The sequence below is a fragment of the Mucilaginibacter auburnensis genome (assembly GCF_002797815.1).
Taxonomy (GTDB): Bacteria; Bacteroidota; Bacteroidia; order Sphingobacteriales; family Sphingobacteriaceae; genus Mucilaginibacter; species Mucilaginibacter auburnensis.
Genome location: NZ_PGFJ01000002.1, coordinates 396,412 through 418,694 on the forward strand (window position 1 = coordinate 396,412; position 22,283 = coordinate 418,694).

Annotated in this window: 21 protein-coding genes and 2 tRNA genes; 11 read left to right on the forward strand and 12 right to left on the reverse strand. The window is 42.5% G+C overall.

The window, feature by feature from the left end; translation table 11 throughout:
• Positions 1 to 2 precede the first annotated feature (2 nt).
• Positions 3 to 1,253, reverse strand: a complete 1,251-nt coding sequence (locus tag CLV57_RS12365) for an alpha/beta hydrolase (protein WP_100341708.1) — start codon at positions 1,251 to 1,253, stop codon at positions 3 to 5.
• A 127-nt stretch (positions 1,254 to 1,380) separates the two neighbouring features.
• Between CLV57_RS12365 and recQ the strand changes: the two genes are divergently transcribed.
• The 3 genes from recQ (at position 1,381) to CLV57_RS12380 (ending at position 4,661) form a co-directional block, all read left to right on the forward strand.
• The gene (gene recQ, locus CLV57_RS12370) at positions 1,381 to 3,540 is read left to right on the forward strand and encodes a DNA helicase RecQ (protein ID WP_100341709.1); all 2,160 of its coding nucleotides are present in this window, start codon (positions 1,381 to 1,383) and stop codon (positions 3,538 to 3,540) included.
• Positions 3,541 to 3,633: 93 nt separating this feature from the next.
• Positions 3,634 to 4,383 carry a hypothetical protein gene (locus CLV57_RS12375; protein WP_100341710.1) on the forward strand — a complete coding sequence of 250 codons (750 nt, stop codon included), beginning with the start codon at positions 3,634 to 3,636 and terminating at the stop codon, positions 4,381 to 4,383.
• A gap of 196 nt (positions 4,384 to 4,579) precedes the next feature.
• Positions 4,580 to 4,661, forward strand: a tRNA-Leu gene (locus CLV57_RS12380).
• Positions 4,662 to 4,778: 117 nt separating this feature from the next.
• Here the strand turns inward: CLV57_RS12380 and CLV57_RS12385 are convergent.
• The 3 genes from CLV57_RS12385 to CLV57_RS12395 all read right to left on the reverse strand — a co-directional run bounded on the left by CLV57_RS12385 (position 4,779) and on the right by CLV57_RS12395 (position 7,615).
• Positions 4,779 to 5,594, reverse strand: a complete 816-nt coding sequence (locus tag CLV57_RS12385) for an AraC family transcriptional regulator (protein WP_100341711.1) — start codon at positions 5,592 to 5,594, stop codon at positions 4,779 to 4,781.
• A 102-nt stretch (positions 5,595 to 5,696) separates the two neighbouring features.
• Positions 5,697 to 6,692: an SDR family NAD(P)-dependent oxidoreductase gene (locus CLV57_RS12390; protein ID WP_100341712.1), complete on the reverse strand. Its 996-nt coding sequence runs from the start codon at positions 6,690 to 6,692 to the stop codon at positions 5,697 to 5,699.
• 152 nt (positions 6,693 to 6,844) lie between these two features.
• Complete coding sequence (locus CLV57_RS12395; RefSeq protein WP_100341713.1) at positions 6,845 to 7,615, reverse strand: SDR family oxidoreductase; 771 nt, start codon at positions 7,613 to 7,615, stop codon at positions 6,845 to 6,847.
• Positions 7,616 to 7,729: 114 nt separating this feature from the next.
• Here CLV57_RS12395 and CLV57_RS12400 point away from each other — a divergent pair, with 114 nt between their 5' ends.
• Both CLV57_RS12400 and CLV57_RS12405 read left to right on the forward strand, forming a co-directional pair.
• On the forward strand, positions 7,730 to 8,053 hold the full coding sequence (locus tag CLV57_RS12400) for a winged helix-turn-helix transcriptional regulator (RefSeq protein WP_100341714.1): 324 nt from the start codon (positions 7,730 to 7,732) through the stop codon (positions 8,051 to 8,053).
• Positions 8,054 to 8,131: 78 nt separating this feature from the next.
• Positions 8,132 to 9,154 (forward strand): LLM class flavin-dependent oxidoreductase, encoded by a 1,023-nt coding sequence (locus CLV57_RS12405; protein WP_100341715.1) that lies wholly within the window; start codon positions 8,132 to 8,134, stop codon positions 9,152 to 9,154.
• A 61-nt stretch (positions 9,155 to 9,215) separates the two neighbouring features.
• Here the strand turns inward: CLV57_RS12405 and CLV57_RS12410 are convergent, their stop codons facing one another.
• Both CLV57_RS12410 and kdsA read right to left on the reverse strand, forming a co-directional pair.
• Complete coding sequence (locus CLV57_RS12410; protein ID WP_100341716.1) at positions 9,216 to 10,157, reverse strand: KpsF/GutQ family sugar-phosphate isomerase; 942 nt, start codon at positions 10,155 to 10,157, stop codon at positions 9,216 to 9,218.
• A gap of 19 nt (positions 10,158 to 10,176) precedes the next feature.
• Entirely contained in the window at positions 10,177 to 10,950 is a 774-nt protein-coding gene (gene kdsA / locus CLV57_RS12415) for a 3-deoxy-8-phosphooctulonate synthase (protein ID WP_100341717.1), read from the reverse strand.
• Positions 10,951 to 11,009: 59 nt separating this feature from the next.
• Here kdsA and hscB point away from each other — a divergent pair, with 59 nt between their 5' ends.
• On the forward strand, positions 11,010 to 11,537 hold the full coding sequence (gene hscB / locus CLV57_RS12420) for a Fe-S protein assembly co-chaperone HscB (protein WP_169927083.1): 528 nt from the start codon (positions 11,010 to 11,012) through the stop codon (positions 11,535 to 11,537).
• 29 nt (positions 11,538 to 11,566) lie between these two features.
• Positions 11,567 to 11,646, forward strand: a tRNA-Leu gene (locus CLV57_RS12425).
• A 95-nt stretch (positions 11,647 to 11,741) separates the two neighbouring features.
• Here CLV57_RS12425 and CLV57_RS12430 read toward each other — a convergent pair.
• Positions 11,742 to 13,067: a Kelch repeat-containing protein gene (locus tag CLV57_RS12430; RefSeq protein ID WP_100341718.1), complete on the reverse strand. Its 1,326-nt coding sequence runs from the start codon at positions 13,065 to 13,067 to the stop codon at positions 11,742 to 11,744.
• A gap of 403 nt (positions 13,068 to 13,470) precedes the next feature.
• Here CLV57_RS12430 and CLV57_RS12435 point away from each other — a divergent pair, with 403 nt between their 5' ends.
• Positions 13,471 to 14,241: a hypothetical protein gene (locus tag CLV57_RS12435; protein ID WP_100341719.1), complete on the forward strand. Its 771-nt coding sequence runs from the start codon at positions 13,471 to 13,473 to the stop codon at positions 14,239 to 14,241.
• Positions 14,242 to 14,358: 117 nt separating this feature from the next.
• Entirely contained in the window at positions 14,359 to 15,372 is a 1,014-nt protein-coding gene (locus CLV57_RS12440) for a mechanosensitive ion channel family protein (RefSeq protein ID WP_100341720.1), read from the forward strand.
• Positions 15,373 to 15,504: 132 nt separating this feature from the next.
• On the opposite strand, the gene CLV57_RS12445 is transcribed toward CLV57_RS12440, so the two are convergent.
• Genes CLV57_RS12445 through CLV57_RS12455 form a run of 3 tightly spaced genes read right to left on the reverse strand, consistent with a single transcriptional unit; the run spans position 15,505 to position 18,464 of the window.
• Positions 15,505 to 16,431 (reverse strand): NAD(P)-dependent oxidoreductase, encoded by a 927-nt coding sequence (locus tag CLV57_RS12445; RefSeq protein WP_100341721.1) that lies wholly within the window; start codon positions 16,429 to 16,431, stop codon positions 15,505 to 15,507.
• Between the two features lie 15 nt (positions 16,432 to 16,446).
• Complete coding sequence (locus CLV57_RS12450) at positions 16,447 to 17,307, reverse strand: bestrophin family protein (RefSeq protein ID WP_100341722.1); 861 nt, start codon at positions 17,305 to 17,307, stop codon at positions 16,447 to 16,449.
• 59 nt (positions 17,308 to 17,366) lie between these two features.
• Positions 17,367 to 18,464: a mandelate racemase/muconate lactonizing enzyme family protein gene (locus tag CLV57_RS12455; RefSeq protein ID WP_100341723.1), complete on the reverse strand. Its 1,098-nt coding sequence runs from the start codon at positions 18,462 to 18,464 to the stop codon at positions 17,367 to 17,369.
• Between the two features lie 233 nt (positions 18,465 to 18,697).
• On the opposite strand from CLV57_RS12455, the gene CLV57_RS12460 reads away from it, so the two are divergent.
• Complete coding sequence (locus CLV57_RS12460) at positions 18,698 to 19,429, forward strand: DUF4290 domain-containing protein (RefSeq protein WP_100341724.1); 732 nt, start codon at positions 18,698 to 18,700, stop codon at positions 19,427 to 19,429.
• A 96-nt stretch (positions 19,430 to 19,525) separates the two neighbouring features.
• Complete coding sequence (gene murA / locus CLV57_RS12465) at positions 19,526 to 20,833, forward strand: UDP-N-acetylglucosamine 1-carboxyvinyltransferase (protein WP_100341725.1); 1,308 nt, start codon at positions 19,526 to 19,528, stop codon at positions 20,831 to 20,833.
• 65 nt (positions 20,834 to 20,898) lie between these two features.
• Here murA and CLV57_RS12470 read toward each other — a convergent pair whose 3' ends face one another.
• Both CLV57_RS12470 and CLV57_RS12475 read right to left on the reverse strand, forming a co-directional pair.
• Positions 20,899 to 21,630, reverse strand: a complete 732-nt coding sequence (locus CLV57_RS12470; RefSeq protein ID WP_100341726.1) for a heavy-metal-associated domain-containing protein — start codon at positions 21,628 to 21,630, stop codon at positions 20,899 to 20,901.
• Between the two features lie 79 nt (positions 21,631 to 21,709).
• Positions 21,710 to 22,270 (reverse strand): helix-turn-helix domain-containing protein, encoded by a 561-nt coding sequence (locus tag CLV57_RS12475; protein ID WP_100341727.1) that lies wholly within the window; start codon positions 22,268 to 22,270, stop codon positions 21,710 to 21,712.
• Between the last annotated feature and the right edge of the window lie 13 nt (positions 22,271 to 22,283).

Genomic DNA, 22,283 nt, shown 5'->3' on the forward strand with positions numbered 1-22,283 from the left:
GCTTATTTACTAAACACCTCTATCAACACATCCTTACCGCTTTTAATGTCGATGATGTAATTAGACCTATCACGGGGATGTTTGCGCGCAAAAACACGCTGCTTGTAAATGCTTGGCGACAGGTTGCGCTTGCGGATGTATTCGCCCCACTCCTTTCTATCGGCATCGGTCAATGTACCTTTGCTTTGTTTATCCATCATGGCAATCATAAAAGGTTCGCGGGAGTTGCTTGTCCAGCGTGTAGCATCTTGCCTTACTTCAACTTTATAACGGCCTTCTACAGGTCCCTGATTTTTTGCTACTAAAAATCTGCCCAGTTCACCTGTACCTGTGTTGTTCATATAAATAATTACGGGCGGAGCATTTTTATCATGTACCGGCGTAAGTATCACCATACCTTTTAATAACGGCGAACCATCCAGCTTTACAACACCTGCTAGCTCCACCTGGGGTTTAGCAGTTAAGTAGCCTCCTTCCAACAGCCAGTTATATAACAAAGTTGTCCATTCGCCCAAAACCGGGTCGCCAAGGGCAAAGCCTGTCCCGTGAATACCATTCCTGAAAAAATGAGCCTCAACCGGAGCGCCACCCTTATATAAACGAGTATACATATCCAACATGCCGGTTTGGCTGCCTTTGTCTTCCACAGTTCCATACATAAAAGTTGGCGGCATGGTAGTCAAATCAGCGCCATCAGCAACTCGGGTTGAACCGTAGGCTAAGATTAAAAAATCGGGTTTGCCTGACAGTCGCTCAAGCGGATCTGTAGCATTAGCTTGAGCCGGCTTTGCATTTAAAGTTAAATCTGCGATCAAAGTTGCCCCTGCCGAAAAGCCAACTGCGCCTACCCTGTTGGGAGAGATACTGTATTCTGCTGCATGCGCTCGGATGAACTGCATACCGCGTTGCCCATCTGCCAGCCATTCGGGGCGGTTATATAATGGCCTTAACCTGTAACGTAGCAAAAATGCGGTTATGCCATGCTCCTTTAACCATTGCGCAACCAAAACCCCTTCATGGTCAACCGCCCTTATGGTAAAGCCACCACCGGGCACTACCAATACCGCGGCACCATTACGTTTGGCAGCATCAGGTATAAACGGGATAACGGCAGGTTTATCTTCGTCGCTCGTTCCGGTAGCGCCCGGTGCCCCTTGCGGCCATAGCAAAATAGGATCAGCTAACTTTTGAGCCGACGTATTGAAATATAAAGCCGTTAGCATAACAGCTATTAACACAGGAAGCGATCTCATTAACAATTGGTTTATAATTTAAAGTTACATAAAGCTTTTAATTTTAGATACTCATCTTTTAGGAAGCGCATATAGGAAAAAAGAAAAAAACGCAACACCTTAATGCTAAAATAATTAGCTTTGCAATATGACACCCAACCAGGCCTTACAGCAATATTTTGGTTATAGCAATTTCAGGCACAACCAGGAACAGATCATCAAGCATGTTTTAAACTGCGAAGATGTGCTGGCGCTGATGCCTACAGGCGGAGGTAAATCGCTCTGCTATCAACTGCCTGCTATATTATTGAATGGTTTGACCATTGTAATATCGCCTTTGATAGCTTTGATGAAAGACCAGGTGGACAGCCTGAACGTAAACGGCATACCCGCCGCTTTTTTAAATTCATCACAAAGCAATGATGAGCAGCAACAGCTGATACAGAGATTGCGTAATAACGAGATCAGGTTACTTTACCTCGCACCAGAAAGATTGTTTAGTGCTGAAAGCAGGCTGTTAGACTTTTTGAAAACCTTAAAGGTGGTTCAAATAGCTATTGATGAGGCGCATTGCATATCGCAATGGGGCCATGATTTCAGGCCGGAATATTTAATGCTGGCCGGGTTAAAGCAACACTTTCCCGCCGTACCTGTAATTGCCCTTACAGCCACCGCAGATAAACTTACGCAAAAAGATATTCTTGAAAAGCTGGCGCTAAAAGAGCCGCACGTTTTTGTGTCGTCCTTCAACCGCGAGAATATTACCTATACTGTAAAGCCTAAGCGAAATAGCTTTGATCAGCTCCTGGCATTTTTAGATAAGCACAAAAACGATTCGGGTATTATCTACTGCCTCTCGCGAAAATCAACAGAGCGATTGGCCGAGGACCTTAAAGCTGAAGGCTTTTTGGCAGAGGCTTATCACGCTGGTTTAGACCATGCCACAAAGGCCCGCAATCAGGAAGCTTTTTTGCGAGATGATGTGAAGATCATTGTAGCCACCATTGCCTTCGGTATGGGTATCAATAAATCAAACGTGCGGTATGTGGTGCACATGGATCTGCCTAAAAACATAGAAGGATATTATCAGGAAACCGGTCGAGCCGGACGTGATGGCCTGCCCTCTGATGCTGTATTGTACTACTCGCCCGGCGATGCCAAGAAACTAAAAGACTTTGCCCGAATTGAAGACAACCCGGAGCAAACCAAAATTTTGCTGAAGAAGCTGGACGATATGGTGCATTTTTGCGAACTGCAAACCTGCCGCAGACAATACTTGCTCAAATACTTTGACGAGAACGCTCCAGCCAATTGCGGTTCATGCGATGTTTGTTTAACCGAGGTTGAACGTTTTGACGGCACACTCATAGCACAAAAGGCACTGTCGGCAGTTGCAAGATTGAAGGAAAGTTTTGGTGCTGGTTACGTGTTGCAGTTTTTACGAGGCTCAAAAAGCGAAAAGATCAGAGAAGAACATAAGCAACTAAAAACCTATGGCATTGGCGCAGACATTGCCATGGCCGATTGGCAGCGTTACCTGCGCGATCTGGTTATTCAGGGTTACCTGCAAACCTCCGGTGGCGAATATCCTGTTTTAAAGCTGACAGAGAAAAGCGATGCCGTTTTAAAAGGGCTGGAAAAAGTTCAATTGATAGCATCGCAGTTTATGGATGAGCGCGAAGAAGAGGTTGCGCTGCCAATAGAACCCGAAGTATTTGACCTGTTAAAAGAGGTGAGACGTGATATTGCTTTAAGTCAAAATGTGCCGCCTTACGTTATTTTAGGTGATAACACATTGGTTGAAATAGCAACTTATTTACCGCAAAGTCTGGATGAGTTGCGTCTTATCTCCGGCTTTGGCGATATTAAACTGGCGCGTTATGGCAGGGAATTTTTAGCACCGGTAAAAAGTCATTGCGCTGCAAAAGGCTTATCCACAAAAATGGCACTTCGTAAACCCAAACGCGAGCGTAAGGCCGGAAGTGTTGCCACAAAAAAGAACGGCACCCAAAATGAGAGCTTTGAGCTATATAAAGCGGGCAAAACGATTGCCGAAATTGCCGCTGAGCGAGGTTTGTCAACTACAACTATTGAAGGGCATTTAGCTTACTTTATTGAGCAAGGCGAAATGGAAATTACCGCGTTGGTATCGCCACAAAAAATACCATTTATTCAGGATGCCGTTGAAAAATATGGCGATGACCGCCTCGCGCCATTAAAAGAGATTTTGGGAGATAATTACAGCTATGGCGAAATAAAATGTGTTATTAGTTGGATAAAAAGCGGAAAGCCGGATTTTGTCAGCTAATTGCAAGATTTGATGCCCGGCTATAGCTACAAAGTGTGAAATAAAACAATCTGCTTACTTCTGGCTTGTTAGTGTAAACAATATAAAACCTATATGTACAAACTAACAAGCACAATTGCACTTGCCACAGCATTAGGCGCCGTAACAATGTCGGCCAGCGCGCAGGATACAAAAAAAGAATTTGCCGGTACCATGCAGATACAGGGCATGTATCGCGAAGCCAAATTAGGGCAGCTTAACGGGATATTAAACGCCAACGGCATCCCCTCATTACCGGATAACAATTACTGGTTAAACCTGTCAATGAATCACGAATACAAAAAGTTGATCATTGAAGATGGTATAGGAGCGAGCTTCACCTCTACATCGGGCAACAACCCTGTGAACGGCGTTCATGCTAAATACAACCAGTTTCAAATTTATGGTCGTGCAGGTTATAACGTTTCAACACGCGAAAATATGCGCGTATTCCCGTTCGTGGGCTTAAACTTATCTCAGGCCATGTTACGCATACGCGACGACCGCAGAATGCAAAGCACATCAGATTTTTCATCTGAAATACTTAATTCAACATCAAGCAAAACACTGTGGAACCCACGCTTTGGTTTGGAGTTTGGCGGTGGCTTTGATTACCTGATCCGCGCTAAAGACAAACAGATGGATAATTATACCATTAAACGTTACATCCCTATAGGTGTGAGGATTGGTTATTACCTTCAAACGTCTGACAGTAACTGGAAAGTTGAAGGCAATCACAACCTTAACAATAGGCCTAACAACAAACAAAGCAATGTATTTGTGAACGTTAATATTGGTTTAGGTTATAAAGTAAAAAAGCCATAAGCTTAGTTGCAACAGCATTGATAAAACGGGGTACAAATATTTTTACCCCCGTTTTTATTTTAAACTTTAAGTATTTGATAAACAGCATTGTGAAACCTAAGCATGCTTAAATCAAGTTAGAAAAACAAAAAAAGTGAAATTACTTTTCCAAATACGTTAAATAAAGCTATCTTTGCGACTCATTAAAAATCCTAATGCGGAAGTGGCGTAATTGGTAGCCGCACCAGACTTAGGATCTGGCGCTTCACGGCGTGGGGGTTCGAGTCCCTTCTTCCGCACTTAAAAGTAAAAGCCTTCAAAATAAATCATTTTGGAGGCTTTTACTTTTAGATTAAACCATTGCCTTGTGGATTTTAAGATACAAAGAGCTTTCTGAGCCGAACCATTTTTAATGATCAGCAGCGGATCTGGGTGAGCAGCTCTGTAGGTGAATAACCATAGTGTTTCTTAAATGCATATGAAAAGTGGGACAGATTTTCAAATCCCGTTTCATAACACACATCAATGGGGCGTTTCTGTTTTTCCGTAAACTGATAATGTGCCAGTTCCAATCGCTTTTGGGTAAGCCAGCGTTGAGGAGTTGTATTAAATATTTTGCCGAAATCCCTTTTAAACGTTGTAAGGCTCCGCCCTGTTAGGTAGCTGAATTTTTCCAAAGGAAGATTGAACATGAAGTTCTTTTCCATATAGCCCGCCAGATCTATCTTACCCGGCTCCTCAAAGTTCGCCAATAAATTATCTATACGCTTGTCTATCACCCTTAGTATGCTGATTGCCTCTGTAATTTTCAATGATGCGATATCCCCAGGTATATTTTTCATTTCAAAATAGGGTATCAGGGATGATAGACAACTTGCCAATAAAGGATGATTGCTGAAATGGAAGATTTTCTGCAATTCGGCAGTTGTATCCTTTACATCCAGATCAGTATAAAAATCTCTCAACCTTGCTGTGGTAAGGTGCATTACAACCGTCTTATGCGGTTTCCCATCTTTGGGATAGTTAATGATAGTAGACAGCTGATTTCTTGGGATCAGGAAAATATCCCCTTCCTTAAAAGTATAAGTAGCATCTGCCTGTACAATCTTAGTTTCACCCGAAATGAACCAGATCAGCATGTGATGTTCAAAAACTATATCCGATTTAAAGAAACTGTCCTCGTAGCAGGAAAGCTTAATATCATCTGTTATATATTTTGCTTCGTATTGCATTGTGTAGTTCGTATATCTATCGGTTTGAGAAGACACTATGTAAAGATAAATATATTTTAATCTGGCCACGTTCAAGCGTTTTCACAACTTCTGCCAATGGGGTTAGTTAATTGAAAAAGATAAGCCACTGATTTCTTCGCTCCATTTCCACAGGCGTTCGGCATCGTCCTTGTCCAGTGAGTATCGTCTAACACCGGTAGAAATCTCACTATCAGCTGCCAGTGGGGCAACATCTGAGTCTTCACAATATACTCCACCTATACCATCAAGCAACGGCGTAGTGGCGCACCATACTGTTGTGGCTGCACCTTGTGGTATGGTTTTGAGTGAAGCCAATACCTCGGGAAGCATATTCCCTGCTTCATCCACAAAGCCCATCTTTTGGAAAAGTTCCAAAGAAGCGTCTCTTCCCAACTCTGTTCCCGCAATAGAGCCTGGATGCAGACTATATGCCCGTACATTGAAAGCTTTGCCACGATTATCTAACTCTACCGAAAATAAATTAGTGGCTGTTTTGGATTGCCCGTAAGCCTGTAACGTTTCATAAGCGCGATTCTGAAAATTGGGATCATCAAAATAAAATGTACCGAACTGGTGGCCTTGTGAAGACACATTAACGACCCTGGCCCCATTAGCTTTTTTGAGCGCAGTCCATAACCTTGCTGTTAACTGAAATTGAGCCAGGTAATTAGTGGCGAGTTGCGATTCGATACCGCGGCTGTCATAGCGAAGGGGCACCCACATAATGCCCGCATTATTGACCAGCAGGTGAAGCGGTCTTCCCGAAGCTAAAAATTTTTCAGCAAATGCGTCAATTGAGGCAGAATTCATTAAATCCATTGCTTCAATTTCTACATTTGCTATTCTGCTAAGGTTGTGCTTTGCCTTTTCTATGTCTCTTGCAGGAACAATAACTGTTGCTCCGGCCAATGCCAATGTTTTGGTGGTTTCCAGGCCTATGCCTGTGTTGCCGCCTGTTACAATAGCAATTTTTCCGGTAAGGTCAATGCCGTTGATCACGTCCTTTGCTGTTGATCTTGCGTCAAAACCCGAACCAATTAGCTGTTGCAGTACTCCCTGATAATTATTCTGTTCCATCTTTATAATTTTTATTTGTTGTTGATGAAACAAAGGTAAATACCATTTTAAAGTCCGACTTTGCTTAAACGTCCGATTTTGGTTTGTTTAAACGACCATATTGGTTATGTACAGGGTGTCCCTATCAATAGCGACACCCTGTACATAATCACTTACACCGTTGGCACAATACCACCGTCAACAAAATAGTTGACTCCTGTAATGTATTTGCCTTCTCCAGAAGCTAAAAATGCTACAATGTTGGCTATTTCATCTGGCTCGGCCATTCTGCCCAAGGGCACGCCAACTTTATCCATTACGCTTTTAAAAGCTTCGTCAAAGGTTATTTGAGACGTTTTTGCCAGGTTATCTATAAACTCCATCATCAACGGGGTTTTAACCACACCGGGCGACACCACGTTTACACGTATGCCCTTACTGCCTAATTCATTCGCCAATGCTTTACTATAGGCATTCAAAGCAGCCTTTGCTGAGGAGTAAGACATGGTCATCTCCCAAAGCGGCAATGTTGCTGCAACGGTAGAAATATTAATGATAACTCCGCTTTGTTGTTCAAGCATCACAGGGACCAAAGCTTTATTGATACGCACAGCCGACATAAAGTTCAACTGCCAGTCGTTAAACCAATGTTCATCCTCAAGCATATTGAAACCACCACCCGGACTTAGATTAGCACCCGCGTTATTTATGATAACGTCTATCCTACCGTATTTCTCCAAAATCTCTTTCGCAACAGTTTCAGCGCTACCCGCTACAGAAAGATCTGACGCAATGAAATGATGCGCTGGGCTATCATTCTGCGGGGCTGTCCTGGCAGTTATCACTACCTGCACGCCTTTGCTACTTAATTTATCGGCAATGGCTTTGCCTATGCCTTTTGTTCCGCCGGTTACCAATGCAACCATTTGTTTGTTATTGTCCATGTTCTTATCTAAATAAGTTGCAAAGTAAAATACATTACTTTACTTTTGAAAGTAGTTACACTTTTGTATAGTAATAACACACAGTAAAGCTTTGAACATAATCAGCTACTTACAATGGATAAAAAAAATAATAAAAATGAATCAAGGTGTGCGCTTCAGGAAATTTTGGATGTAATAGGAGGCAAATGGTCAATGTCAATCATTTATGCTTTATTCACCGGCAAAAAGCGTTTCAGTGAGTTAGAACGACTTATACCCAACATCAACACACGCATGCTGGTGAAAGAACTGAAAAACATGGAGGCTAATGGAATTGTTACCCGACAGGTATTTGCTACGGTACCCCCAACAGTTGAATATACGTTAACTACAAAGGGTGAAAAACTCCAACCCAGCATAAATGAATTGCATAAATGGGGACTTGAGTTTGTTGGTTAGCTTTTAGAAAAGCTTTGTCAAAGCAAGTTGACGTTTCTCTGATACGCATCTGATTTAACCTCATTAACTTTACCTGTAATGAAAAAAATAGGTTTTTTATCTTTCGGGCACTGGTCTAACCATCCCGCTTATAATGCCCGTACAGCCAGCGATACTTTGCTGCAATCAATAGACTTAGCGGTTGCCGCTGAAGAAATTGGTGTAGACGGCGCTTACTTTCGTGTGCACCATTTTGCGGCGCAGTTAGCTTCGCCATTCCCGCTGTTATCAGCTGTTGGCGCTAAAACCAATACAATTGAAATAGGCACCGGCGTAATTGATATGCGCTATGAAAATCCGCTGTACATGATAGAAGATGCCGGCGCGGCTGATCTTATCTCGGGGGGACGATTGCAGTTAGGTATAAGCAGAGGTTCGCCTGAGCAAGTGATTGAGGGCTGGCGATATTTTGGCTATCAACCGGACGAAGGTGAAACAGATGCTGACATGGGCAGAAAGAAAGCGCTCGAATTTTTAGATAAACTGAATGGCGTTGGCTTTGCGCAGCCTAACCCCTACCCAATGTTCCCTAATCCACCGGGCCTATTGCGACTCGAACCGTACTCTGAAGGCCTGCGCGAACGCATATGGTGGGGAGCGGCATCAAATGCAACCGCTGTTTGGGCGGCGGAGCAAGGCATGCACCTGCAAAGTTCAACCTTGAAATTTGACGAGAGCGGCAAACCGTTCCATATTCAACAAGCAGAGCAGATAAGGCTATACAAAGAGGCCTGGAAAAAAGCAGGTCACGAGCGTGAAGCAAGGGTATCAGTCAGCCGGTCGATATTTGCTTTGGTGAATGACCAGGACAGGTATTATTTTGGTCAGCAAGGTAAAGCTGCGGACAGCTTTGGATATATTGAAAAAGACAGGCGTGCGGTATTTGGCAAAAGTTATGCTGCCGAACCTGATAAGCTGATTGAAGAATTGGCAAAAGACGAAGCCATACAAGAAGCGGATACACTGTTATTGACCATCCCGAATACTTTGGGCGTAGATTACAACGTGCACGTCCTATCTGCCATATTAGAGCACGTAGCACCAGCCTTAGGTTGGCGATAACATTTAGGCAACCATAAACTAAAAAGGCGATGTTTCCATACATCGCCTTTTTGTTTTATTACTATTGGGCAGTATTATAAATTTGGTAAACGCCTGTTACGGCACGTTTCTCAGCTAAACCTATCAATAAGGTAGTTATCTTTCTCTCCATCATTATCTGTTCTGCGTTGCTGATGAAGGTCTCCTCATCAACAATTACCGGATCAGATGTCATCATACCGATAACGGTAAGCATTGAAGTATCGGGATTTTTTAAGAGTGCGCGGCGCAGGTCGCCATCGGTTATAATACCTTTAACGGCATCGGCACTTCCTACTATCACCAGGCCCAGCCTACCGGTTGACATGCGCATCAATACATCAGTAAAACTCGCCTCAATATCAATTAAAGGGAGATCCTCTGTGCGCATAAGGTCTTTTACCTTAGTAAGCAACTTGCGCCCCAAACTACCACCCGGATGAAAGCGGGCAAAATCTTCTTCTTTGAATCCGCGTTGCTCCATCAGTGCAACGGCTAAAGCATCGCCCATAACCAAGGCAGCTGTGGTTGATGCTGTTGGCGCCAGAGCCAGCGGGCAGGCCTCGCGGGTAATAGCGGCATTTAAATGGTAATTGCTGTTTTTAGCAATAGTTGAAGCAGTGTTGCCTGTTATGCTGATAATTAAGTTATTATTCCATTTTAAAAAAGGAATGATACGCAGCAACTCATCTGTTTCTCCCGAGTAAGAAATAAGTATAACAGCATCATTTGAACCTACTATACCCAGATCGCCATGAAAGGCATCGCCGGGATGCAGAAAAAAACTGGGAGTGCCAGTGCTGGAAAGCGTTGCCGATATCTTTTTACCAATTATACCCGACTTGCCCACGCCTGCCACAATCACCTTCCCGCTGCACGCCAATAAAGCATTCACCACTGCGGTAAAAACATCATCTAAAGACGATGCTACCTTTTGTAGTCCCTCAATCTCAATATCAAAAACACGTTTGGCTATGGCCTTCATTTTAGTGAGCGATGAACAGTTATAATAACGGTTTGATCACTTCTTCCAGCTCATGCAGCTTAACCATGTTAGGGCCGTCGCTCAGCGCATTGTCCGGATCAGGGTGTGTCTCCATAAAGTAACCGTCGGCGCCAAAGGCTTTGGCAGCAAGCGCCATCATAGGTACAAAAGTACGGTCGCCACCTGTTTTGCCGCCTGCACCGCCAGGACGTTGTACCGAGTGGGTGGCATCCATACAAACAGGGTGACCAAATTTCTTCATATCATATATATTCCTGAAATCGACCGCAAGGTTATTATAGCCAAAGCTATTGCCGCGTTCAGTTAAAATAACCTGTTCGTTGCCGGCTTCCAATACCTTTTGAGCAGGATAAAACATATCCTGACCAGATAGGAACTGCGCCTTTTTCACATTCACAATTTTACCTGTTTTTGCAGCAGCAACCAGAAGATCTGTCTGGCGGCATAAAAAGGCAGGGATCTGTAATATATCAACCACTTCGGCAGCTATGGCCGCTTGAAAAGGTTCGTGAATATCAGTAGTAACAGGCAAGCCAAACTGTTCCTTCACCTTTTGCAGCATTTCCATACCGCGCTGAATACCTGGTCCACGGTAAGAGCTGATGGAAGTACGGTTAGCTTTATCAAACGATGATTTGAAAACCACCGGCACGTTATATTTTTGTCCAATTTCGGCCACTTTTTCGGCAACGGTAAGTAACAAGTCCTGGTTTTCCATTACACATGGGCCCAGTATAAAAAACGGCTTTTGCCGTATTTGTTCAAATAACATATCAGGCTTATTTTGAGCAAAGATAGATTTTTTATGTTTGGATGTGATAACTTTACCTCATGATCAACTATTTTGACTTTTACGCCATACCCGAATCATTTAATCCGGATACTGCGTTCCTGAAAAAAAGATTTTACGAGTTAAGCAAAGAATACCACCCCGATTTTTACGCTAATGAAAGCGACGAAAAGCAACAGGATATACTGGAACTAAGTACCATTAATAACAAAGCTTACCACACTTTAGCCGACCCAAATAAGCGCCTTGAATACATTTTGCGCGAGCATAATTTGGTTAGCGAGGGCGCAAAACCACAATTACCCGGAGATTTTTTAATGGAAATGATGGAAATTAATGAGCGGCTGATGGAAATTGAAAGTAAAGAAGATTGGGCGGCTATTAATAACGAAGTACTTGCTATTGAGGGAGATCTGAATGATGAGCTGGCAACATTTACTACATATTACGAGCAGTTGAACGATACTGCGAAAGAGAGCAGGCTGAATGAAATTGCAAATATTTACTACAGACAAAAATATTTATTGCGAATTAAAGAGAGTTTAGATACATTTGCATCCCGCTTCTGAGAACTTAAATCCACTCTCAGTGAAGTAATGCCCAGATGGCGGAATTGGTAGACGCGCTGGTCTCAAACACCTGTGGGAAACCGTGCCGGTTCGACTCCGGCTCTGGGTACGTCGGAATAAAGTCCGATATTTGAAAAGGTTGCTCTTTCGGAGCAACCTTTTTTTTATCCTGCAAGCGCGATCAATACGAATTAGCGCTTAATCTTATTTTGTAACCAGCGTGAATATATCAGCAGTTACGGCTGAACCGGTTGTACCGAATGGCCTGCCAATCAGCATAATGGTTTTTCCTGTTGATGCAGCATACATATATTCAAGATTAGAAGTTGGGGTTAACGACTGCCATGTTCCTGTTACTGCATTATAAATATCAACAGTTTTCGTTCCGGCAAAAATCATAAAATTACCCGCAGAGGCCGTAACATAATATGAATGTGGTGGTGTAAAATTTGACCATACTGGTGTTGTGGAAGCATTGCCGATGATTGGTGATTCACCGTTTATTCCACCGCCTTTTGCAAAAACTATTTTATCGGCTGCACCAATACCTGTAAAACCATAGGTCGCTTTTGGCATAGTTGATAAGGTCCAGGCACCTGTGCTCACATCATAAATATCAACATTTTTGGAAGCTATATTAGCTGTACCGTCCTCGCCGCCGGCAAACATGATGAAATTTCCTGTAGATGCGCCGTTAAACTTACGGCGGACGCCGCCTTTAAGCGTTGTTGGTGTTTCCCAGGTATTGTTAGTGGTGTTATAGATATCAACGGTCGCAACGTATCCGGCATTGTCATTATCACCGCCTGCAAAAATAATTTTATTTCCAGCAGCGGCTGCAGCCAAATGGTAACGCCCCTGCGATAGTTTACCTGTATGGTTCCATGTTTTAGCATTTGTGTCGTAAATATCTAAAGCATCACTGCTACCATTGGCAGCATCACCGCCTCCAAAAATTACTTTATTACCCGCAGCGGCTGCAGCCAGTTTAACGCGAGGTATAGGCATTGGCTCTGTAGTCCAAGCTTTTGCTACAGTATCGTACATATCAATGGTACTGCCCATACCGTCAGCATTGGTCCCTACAAAAAAGAGTTTGGTGTCAAGCCCCGCACTCGCAAGATATGATTTCGCAGACGGCAGGTTAATGGTCCTTGAATATACCAATGTTTGTGTAGATTGTTCTACTGTAAAAGAACTAGTGGTTGTTAAAGTTGTGCCGTTAACAACAACTGCTATCATACCGGTAGTGGCATCGTTTGGTACTTCAACCGTGAGCTGGCTTGCGGTAATTGTTTTAGGCTTAACTGTGCCGGCATTTCCAAATTTGACCGTTACGGCGTTGGCATCTGTACCAAAGTTAGCGCCCGTGATCGTGACAGTTGTTCCGGCTTTTCCACTTGCGGGCGTAAAGCCCGCGAGGATCGGAGTTGAATTTGGCGGTTCAGGTGTTGGCCCGGTGTCTTTGTTTGAACAGGCATTTAGCGTTGTTAACAGCGCTAAAGCAAAAATGTAATAAAGGTGTTTCATATTTATTTTATTAGAATGGTTTAGGATTTTATGCCGGCTTTACAATGAGCGAAAGAGGTTTAAGGGTTGTAAGCTGGTGCTCTGCCTTGGGGATTGGTCCAACATGAGAGTGATGCGTATTTCGCAATTTGATTGCACCCTCAGCCTTTTTATCAGGCGTGCAATCTGATTTTTCTCTCAAAAGGACTTTTATTGAGGCCATGTTTCACTAACAGTGTCACAATATAAGAAACATGTGTGAACAAACGGATAGTTTTTGTGGGATTTGTATTTTATCCTTAAAAATAACTTATATTACCAAAAAGCCATTCTTGCTTGACAAAACCACCACAGGTATATTGTCAGTCAATATCAACAAACGGCCTGTGTAGGTGTTAATAACAAATTCATTATTACCAAAGTCATGAAAAGAACATTCGCCATAATCAATACCATCGCCCTTGCTATAACCATTGTTATAAATTACTTGTCCAATACCGGTTTGATCAATGGTAATACCATGAAAACCATATCAGACCGTTACCAGAATTACTTCACTCCTGCCGGTTACGCCTTTTCTATATGGGGCGTGATCTATTTGGGTTTGGCCGGTTTTATTTTTTTTAACTGGAGTACAATTAAAGAGCGCAGCAACGAGGTAGTTACCAAAATAGGATGGTGGTTTGTTATATCATGTGTGGCTAATTCGGCATGGGTTTTTGCGTGGCTAAATGATGAACTGGTGGTGTCTGTTTTTTTGATGATAACCTTGTTGGTATCGCTACTGGTGATCAATATGAGCATTACCAAGGGCAGGCGCGAACGTTTTGACAACAAAACGCTTTTAATGGTGAAATGGCCCTTTAATATTTATTTCGGATGGGTATCGGTAGCGCTCATTGCAAATGTGGCTGCCCTGCTTACTAAACTTAGCTGGGATGGCTGGGGAATACCGGGCATCACCTGGACCATCATCATGATCATTGTAGCAGGTATTGTTAACGTTGCTGTCCTGCTTACCAAAAAACTGCATCCTTTTGCTTTGGTTGGTATTTGGGCACTGGTTGCTATTGCAGCATCTAACAAAACCGGCGTGGCCGCTAACAATGTTGTTTATGCTTGTTACGGTGTATCAGCCGTGTTATTGATTTTTATCATAGCCAGTGTTTTAAAGAGTGGGTTAACTAAAAGCTAATTGTGTATTTGACATTGCGGCGAAACCCGTGCCTGTTACTCCTTTTTGTACTATTCTTTTCAAAACTTAAATACTGCTTTTATCATTTCTGTTTAATGATAAACTGCCGATAAGTAAATGGAAATCAAAGAACAAACGGCCACAGCCGAACAAAAGGAGACCATACGTAAATTACACAACGAGGAAAGTAAACGGGTTAAAATAAGTGCTTATCTTATTGCGGCCGTAGTTTGTATTGGGGCAACTTTTGTTATCCGTTTAAAGCCCTTCAACTTTATTGGCAGTTACCATCAGTTATTAAATAACATTTTGTACGCCGGGGCCTTTAGCTTCGGGATATTGATCGTTTCGAGGTTTGTGCAGGGGCAAATTGCTAAAGGCTCATTAGAAAAAGGACTTTTATACAACCTCATTCAGTTTACCAGGCTGGTCACCTTCATTATCATCGTCTTTATCTTCATATCATTTCTGAATGCTAACTGGTACACTGCAGCCGTATCATTAGGGTTAATATCATTACTACTGGGTTTTGCTCTGCAAACGCCAATTTCTTCGCTCATTGGTTGGTTCTACATTGTTTTAAGAGGACCGTTTAAAGTAGGCGACCGCATACAGGTGGGCAGTTTTAACGGCGATGTGGTAGAGATCAACTTTTTAGACACTACGCTATGGGAATTTGCAGGTAATTTAATGACAAGCGATCTGCCCAGTGGTCGGCTTATACGATTTCCGAACAGTTTGATCTTTCAAAGTCAGGTTTATAACTATTCGTGGCAAAAGTACCCGCTGGTTTGGAACGAGATCTCGTTTTACATCACCTTTAACAGCGATCTGGATTGGGTGGAGAAAAAGCTCCGCATCATCACCCTTCAACAATTAGATGCCGAAACCAAAGAGCATGTACAAGACATGCGCGACCATATATCAGAGACGCCGGTGGATGATATTGACATTAAGGAGTTCCCCTTTGTTAATTTCAGGATACATGAGAACAACTGGGTGGAGGTGGTGCTTATTTACATTGTTAACCCCAAGCACTCGTCGCACATGCGCAGCAAGATAGTTAAAGCAGCCATTACAGAACTTTTGAGGGAGCCCGAAAAAGTATCGTTTGTTGCGGAAGGGAGTTAGAAAAATCGTTTCACTCGTTTCATTTTCGTTTCACTAAAAACATACAAGTTACTGACAGTTAAAATTTTATAAAAAATATCGTCTCACATCGTCTCACATACACAGTGAGACGATGAGACGATATTACAAGGCCTACTCTTCCAATAAACTTATCAAATTGCTTATAGCGGCCCGTGTCATTTCCTTACGCGCATAGGCTGCGGCTGTGCCAATATGTGGCGTTATTAACAGGTTGGGTATATTCACCACATCCGGATCACTGATCGGCTCGGGGTCGGTCACATCCAGGGCAGCTGAGGCTATTCTCCCATCTTTAAGGAACTGATAAAGCTTGGCGTTGTTGATAACTTTGCCGCGTGCTACGTTAACAAGTATAGCGTTCTTCTTCATCAGGTTCAGCTCTCCCTCATTAATGTAGTTAACGGTATCTTCCTTTAACGGGATATGCAGGGACACAATGTCGCTGCGTTTTAGCAGGTCCTCCTTAGTGCAATATTCATAGCCATTGTTATGGTCGCTGTTAGCGGTATAGATAACGTTGCAGTTAAACACTTTCAGCATTTCGGCCAGTTTTAGGCCTATTTTGCCCATGCCCATAATACCCCAGGTTTTGTTGTACAGGTTATCGCCCATAAACAGGGTGAGCCCGGTGCTGTTCCATTCCCCGCTCTTAACATAGTTGTTAGAGGTGCTGATATTGCGGATACAATTGAGGGCCAGGGCAAGCGTTAACTCGGCAGTTGAATAAACGTGCTCATCATATATACCAATTACCTTTATTCCTTTGGAAGCCAAAAACGGCTTATCTAAATAATCCTGACCGGTTCCATAGGTTGATATAACCTTCACCCTGAACTCATCATCAAACAACTTATCATCTATCCTAACCGAGTGGATGGTAATAACGCCATCATAAGTTTTAAACGCGTTGCGGTAGGCATCAGCGGTAATAGTTGTAGGTTCGGTCCAGCAATCTATCTCTACGTTGGTAAAAAGGTGCTTTACCTCATCTAAAAAAGGCAGGTTGTCAGCACAGAATATTTTGAAGGTATTACTCATAAGCTATTAGTTCTATTAATTCAACAACTCCCCCACATGTTTGTGTATGTTGCTGCAAATTCGGTCAACCGGCAGGTCGTTGGCATCATAGCCAAAGGGGTCTTCTATTTCTTCGGCAATCAGTTCCAGGCTGGCCAGCACAAACAGCACAAAAGCCACCAAAGGCACTACCAGATACCCCAAACTAAACGACCAGCCATAAGGCAGCGTCATCACAAAAAAGAAGATAAACTTCTTAATAAATACACTGTAAGAGAACGGTATGGGTGTTGTTTTGATACGTTCGCCGGCACCTATAATATCGGTAAGGGCAGCCAGGTCAGGGCCGATCAACAGCAGTTCCTCACGGTCTATAACGCCTTCGCGATGCAGGTGGTAAATCTTTCCGGTTAAGGCTACAGCTATTTGATTAGGCACGTGCTTATCAGCGTCAATATTTGCAACTATTGAATTGAGGTTAGTCCAACGCTCGTTGCGCAAGTGCATACGTAAAGCATCTGCATACATTGGTATACCCGCAGCAAAGAACTGCTTGTCGGCTGCACCAATGTTGATGGCTTTCAGCTTTATAGCCAGATTGCGGCAGGTATTGGTCAAACTGCCCAACACCCTGCGCGCCTCCCACCACCTATCGTAAGCAGTATTGGTGCGGAAAACCAAAAGCATAGAGATAACAAAGCTCAGTATGGTATGCACCAAGCCAATGTTTTTAATATGGCTGCTTTCACCAAGCTTAAAAACCGTAGTTTCAAGGTAAACAATTATCCACGAATAAACAGCAATCCCGATCATTAGCGGGAGCAGCTTGCGGAAGGTATCGGCTTTGTGTATTCTAAAAATGAAGGTAAACCAGCTTTTCGGATTGTATTCAATCATATGAGGTAAATGTCGGAAAAACCCCAGCGGCGCACAAGGGATATTTAATTATAACCATCTTAAACCGTAAACCGCTCACATTCGGCTAAAAATGCATCATCACCATCAGCGCCAATTCCGGGAGCATCATTAATGTCTAAAAAGTATCCCTTGTACCGAACACCGCCAACGCATGGGTCCTCCAAATGACCTATCATACAAGTATCCATATCAAAGAATTTTATGTTGGGGCTGCTGTAAACAAAGTGCAACTTAGCACTCAAAGCTATTCGGCTTTCCAGCATTCCACCCATCATGCAAGGGATGTTCTTTTCGGCAGCGGTATCATGTATTTTAATGGCTTCGCATATTCCTCCTGATTTAGAGAACTTGATGTTAATGTAATGACAAGATCCGCTATTGATCTGCACACGTGCGTCGTGGTGATTGTACACGCTTTCATCTGCCATTATTTTAACCGGCGAAAGACTCATTAATTCAGTCAGACGGTCGTTATACCATGTGCGCATTGGTTGTTCGCAAAACTCAATATTATATCTTCCAATCGCCTGTAATGCGTAAACTGCTGCATCAAAAGTCCAGCCTTGGTTAGCATCCACCCTTATCTTCATATCCTTACCAACGGCTTGCCGTATCACGCGGATGCGCTCAACGTCATCCGTTGCTTTTTTACCCAGTTTTACCTTTAAAACAGAAGCTCCGTTTTGTTTAAACTCAAGCGCTTTATTAGCCATATCCTGAGGGGTGCCAATACCGATGGTAATATCAGTTTCCACTTTACGTCTTTCCCCTCCTAAATATTTATATAAGGGTAAACCAGCATTCTTTGCCGCAATATCGTACAAAGCCATATCAAACGCGCTTTTTATAGTGGTATTACCAGCTGTAAAATTATGCAGTTGTTGCAGGCGCGCCGGTATATCCAAAGCATCCTCTCTTTTCCACAACCGGGCAAACTCACGTGCCATGGCCAGACAGGTTTCCTGCGTTTCGCCAACAATCATTGGGAAAGCCGAACACTCTCCTACTCCATAAATGCCGCTATCAGTATGTACGCGTATAAAAACATTCTGCGCATAATCCATGGTGCCTGTAGCAATGGTAAACGGTTCCATTTTTATGCTAAAGCGGTATATATCGGTATGGGTAATCTCCATGGCAGTAAATTTTTATAAATATCGAATAATGAAATTTGAATAGAGGTAATTCAAACAAAAAAATCCAAAATCAAACGTCCTAAATCCGAACTCAAGCCTCTTGCAAATTCAAAAACAAATAACTTATATTTGCTGTACTACATTTCAGTAATACAATTCAATTTTAGTCTACGTTGCCTTTATACAGGAAACCTATCTGGCTAACTTAAAACTTTCTTAAAAACAAAATTAACATGGCTCAAAACAGCACGCCTGAATTTGATTATAATTCAACCAGGAACAAGCTAATCCTGTCTGAATATGGCCGTAACGTACAAAATATGGTTAAGTATATTGTTGCGTTACCCACTAAAGAAGAACGCAACCGCTACGCGCAGGTAGTGATAGATCTGATGGGTTTTTTAAATCCTCACCTGCGCGACGTGGCCGACTTTAAACATAAACTGTGGGATCACTTGCACATCATATCTGATTTTAAGATAGATGTAGACTCGCCCTACCCAAAACCCGCTATGGATGCCATCCGGTTTAAACCAGAACCATTGCGTTATCCTAATCAACGCATCAGGTATCGTCATTACGGCAAAACCATTGAGATGATGATTGAAAAAGCTAAAGCAATAGAAGAGCCGGAGCGTAAACGCCATATGGTGCAGGCTATAGCTAACTTTATGAAGATGGCCTATGTGCAGTGGAATAAAGATTCTGTTTCTGATGAAATTATCCTTTCAGACCTAGTTGCTTTATCAAAAGGCGAATTACAGGTTGATGAAAACATTAGCCTAAGTAAGGTGGAGTACCGTGCTCCTGTTAAAGAGCAAAATAACCGTGGCAGAAACAATAATACGCAAAACCGCGGTGGTGGTGGCGGTAGTAACAATAATAACCAAAACCGCAACCGCAACAACAATAATAACAACAACCAAAACCGTAACCGTAACAACAGCGGACAGAAAAAACACTAATAGTTGATGGTCGATAGATCATAGTCCATGGTTAATTTCATCAATAACCACCATGGACTATCGACCATGGTCTATGGACTTAAATAAATTAAAAACATGACTAACGCTTTCGAAATAATTGGCGGTAAGCCTTTAAAGGGAGAAATAACTCCGCAAGGTGCAAAAAATGAGGCATTGCAAATATTGTCTGCCGTGCTGCTTACCAGCGAGAAAATAACCATAAGCAATATACCTGACATTAAGGACGTAAATAAGCTGATTGAACTTTTAGGTGATATGGGTGTGCGTGTTGAACGCCTGAAACCCGACACCTACACGTTTGAGGCTAAAAACATTGATCTTGACTTTTTCCAGTCGCCCGCCTTTAAGGCGAAAGGTGGCAGCTTACGCGGATCCATTATGATAGTTGGCCCGTTACTGGCTCGTTTTGGCAAGGCTGCAATACCTAAACCCGGCGGCGACAAAATTGGAAGAAGAAGGTTAGATACCCACTTTTTAGGTTTTGAAAAACTGGGGGCTAAATTTAATTACAATCCGGAGGACGGCTTTTTCAATGTGGATGCTTCTAACCTGCAGGGCACCTATATTTTGTTGGATGAAGCTTCGGTAACAGGCACTGCTAATATAGTTATGGCGGCTGTTTTAGCTAAAGGCACTACTACTATTTACAACGCGGCCTGCGAACCTTATCTGCAACAGCTTTGCAAAATGCTTAACCGCATGGGCGCAAAAATTAGCGGTATAGGTTCCAACCTGTTAACCATCGAAGGCGTTACAGAACTACACGGAACCGAGCACCGCATGTTGCCGGATATGATCGAGATAGGATCATTCATCGGTTTGGCAGCTATGACAGGCTCTGAAATTACCATTAAAGATGTTCAGTATAAAGAACTGGGTATAATACCTGATATATTTAAACGCTTAGGTATTAAATTAGAACTGCGTGGTGATGATATCTTTATTCCTGCACAAGAACACTATGAGATAGAAACGTTTATTGATGGTTCTATCATGACCATTGCCGATGCGCCATGGCCGGGCTTCACCCCCGACCTTTTGAGCATCGTTCTTGTTGTTGCAATACAAGCCAAAGGGTCCGTATTGATCCACCAGAAAATGTTTGAGAGCCGCTTGTTCTTCGTTGACAAGTTGCTGGATATGGGTGCCCAAATCATTCTTTGCGATCCGCACCGCGCCACTGTTATTGGCTTGGATAAGCAGGTACAATTAAGAGGTATTTCCATGACCTCTCCTGATATTCGTGCCGGTGTATCCTTGTTGATAGCCGCACTTTCTGCGCAAGGTAAATCAACTATTTACAACATTGAGCAAATAGAACGCGGTTATCAGCACATTGATAAACGTTTGAAAGCTTTAGGAGCGGATATTAAGAGGATATAAGCAGTTCTCGTACAAAGATAAAGGCGAAAGGTAGAAGGTACTTTTGCCTTTTTATCTTTTGTTCTTTACAAGTAAATTAAAGCAACAGCACTCATTGCAATCATCAAACCATCCTCAATAATGGTTACCGTACTCATGGGCAAGTTGAACACAGCCCCCAAACAAGCACATTGAATGCTGCGTTTGTTAAGTACTGTTTGCAATACGCCTATTATGCTTACACTCATTACAACCAACGTTACCACATTGGTAATTACGGGATAAGTGTTAAGGGCAAATGCCAATCCCAAGCCCAATTCAATAAACGCATACAAATATGCCCATGGTTTGAATTTCCTGGCAATAACATCATACATTACATAGGTATCGGCAAAGCCATCCAGGTTAAGCATCTTAAAAAAAGAGAATACTAAAAAGAAGCCTGCCATAAAAACGCGCATGGCTAAATGCCAGTGAAAACCGCTACCGTGAGCCCCTACAATAATTGCGACAGCGCTTATGTAAGCAAATATCAGCAGGATGGGTTTATAGGTTTGCAGCCATGTTTTGGGTAGCTCCACTTCCGCTATATAAACAGGCATTTCTTCCTGCATTTCTTCCAGTTGATATTTAGGATAATTTTTTAAAGCATCTTTTAAGGTAGCTGTACTAACATGGCTGCTCATTGTAATTACAGTCTCGCCAGTTGGCAGGTTAATGCTAACCCCGGTTACGTTTGGCACAGCACCCAATAATTGCTGTACTTTATTTTGACAACCCGAACAGGTCATCCCGGTGATTTGATAGGTATGTTTCATAGCTTTTGATTATTTACTACAAAACTACCCTTAACTGTAGCCCCACCTCTTACAACATTTTCAGCTAATATTATAACATTTACAGGTTGTCAACAAAAATACGCTTGTTCGCTTTTACAGCTTTGAAATGTCCGGGCGTAAAGCCGGTATGTTTTTTAAACTGACTGGAAAGATAGGCAGGGCTGCTGTAGCTTAATTTAAAAGCTATCTCTTTAAGACTCAATTCATCATAGGTAAGCAATTCCTTTATCTTTTCTATTTTTTGGCTGATAAAAAAATTCTCAATGGTGTTACCTTCTACTTCAGAAAACAAGTTGCTGAGGTACTTATAGTCATAGTTCATCTCCTGTGCAAGGTATTCGGATACATTTAACTCAAGTGGACTATCGCTATGATGAACTACATGTATTATAAGGCTCTTTACCTTCTCAATTAAACGACTTCGGCGATCATCTATCAACTCAAAACCGAGGTGATGTAACGTTTGATTCAAATGCTCGAGTGCTACATAATCCGGATCCTCACTAATAATTACCTCGCCTAAGCTTATATTTTGTACTTGGAAACCAGCATTGGCAACTAGCTTTTCAACTGCTATCACACAACGGCGGCACACCATATTCTTAATGTAGAGTTTCATTTAAATTAAAGTT